The organism is Gemmata algarum (assembly GCF_034097035.1).
Taxonomy (GTDB): domain Bacteria; phylum Planctomycetota; class Planctomycetia; order Gemmatales; family Gemmataceae; genus Gemmata; species Gemmata algarum.
Genome location: NZ_JAXBLV010000080.1, coordinates 1 through 1,496, shown reverse-complemented (window position 1 = coordinate 1,496; position 1,496 = coordinate 1). Strand labels below are relative to the sequence as shown.

Here is a 1,496-nt window from a genome sequence, read left to right as displayed (position 1 = left end):
GGCCCAATGGCACTTGCTTTGTACGGCAAAGTGTCCCCGCGTGGTTCGGATAGCCGTTTCGGTTCCGTACGTTGTGCCGTTGTGGTTCCATTCCGCAGAGGCCGCCTGAATGACCGCGGGTGCATCGGATCCGGGTGAGCGCGAGTCGGCTCTGGAGCGGTTGTGTGCGGTGCTGGACCCGGATGTCATCAACGGGGCCCAGCCGACGGGTGCGGCCGCGGTGTACACCCCGTGGGTGGTGCTGTGGCTGATGGTGTACCAGCGGCTCCACGCGAACGCGTCGCTGGCCCAGGCGGTGGCCGCGTTGCTCGGCTCGACCGACCTGCTGCCGCCCAACCGGCGGGTCACCGCGGGCACCCTGTCGGCCAACACCGCGGCGTACAGCCAGGCCCGGTCCCGGCTCCGGTCCCACATTCCCGACGACGTGGCCGACCGGGTGTTCGACACCCTGGTGGCCGGGACCGCACCGTCGCTCGGCACCCGTCGGGTGTTCGTGGTGGACGGCACCACCATCACCCTGGCCCCGACCGCCGAACTGCAGCGGGTGTTCCCGCCGGCCACCAACGGCGCGGGCACCAGCGCGTGGCCGGTGTGGCACTGGGTGGTGGCGCACGAGCTGGCCAGCGGGTGCGCGATCCGTCCCGAGACCGGCCCCATGTACGGCCCCGAGCGGGTCAGCGAGTTGGCCCTGGGGCTCCGGCTGCTGTCCCGGCTGCCGCCCCGGTCGGTGCTGCTGGCGGACCGCAACTTCGGGGTGTTCGCGTTCGCTCACGGGGCCAAGCAGGCGGGCCACGAGGTGCTCACCCGGTTGACCGAGGCCCGATTCCGGGCGTGGGTGAAGGGTGCCACCGCGGTGGCACCGGGGGTGTGGAAGCGGGCCTGGGAGCCGAGCCGCTGGGATCGCCACAACCACCCCGAGCTGCCGGCCCGCGCGGAGCTCACGGTGTGGCTCCACGAGGTCCGGGTATCGGACGCGCGGACCCTGTGGCTCGTGACCACGTTGGACCGTCCGAGTGCCGAGCTGGCGGACCTGTACCGGCACCGGCAGGACGTGGAGACGGACATCCGGGACGTGAAGCGGACGCTGAAACTGGAGGAACTGCGGGGGCGGTCGGTGGACACGGTGCGGAAGGAGCTGTCGGCCGGGTTGGTGGCGTACAACTTGGTGGTCCAGGTGCGCCGGCTGGCCGCCGCCCGAGCGGGCGTGGCGCCGCGCCGGCTCAGCTTCGCGGGCACGTGGAGCTTGACGGCGGTGGTGCTGCTGAGTCGCACCACCTGGTCGGCCGCGCAGTGGGACCAGAAGTTCGAGTGGGTGCTCCGCGGGGCGGCTCAACGGAAGGTGCCCGAGCGGCCCGGGCGCACGTACCCCAGGACCGTGATCCGACGGGCACGCAAGTTCCCCAACCGGCCACGGAGCACACTACCGGACGCACACGAGCCGCAACCGCCCGCACGAACCGATTGACACTTGACATCACAAAGCAAGTGCCATTGGG

The 1,496-nt window shown here is 71.3% G+C and carries 1 protein-coding gene; it reads left to right on the top strand.

Going from position 1 to position 1,496, the window contains the following annotated elements:
* Positions 1–109 precede the first annotated feature (109 nt).
* The gene (locus tag R5W23_RS08180; RefSeq protein WP_320685909.1) at positions 110–1,465 is read left to right on the top strand and encodes an IS4 family transposase; all 1,356 of its coding nucleotides are present in this window, start codon (positions 110–112) and stop codon (positions 1,463–1,465) included.
* Positions 1,466–1,496: the final 31 nt, after the last annotated feature.

Bases quoted from the DNA above. Each gene is read 5' to 3' on its own strand.
- R5W23_RS08180 (WP_320685909.1), top strand. From the start codon at position 110: ATGACCGCGGGTGCATCGGATCCGGGTGAGCGCGAGTCGGCTCTGGAG.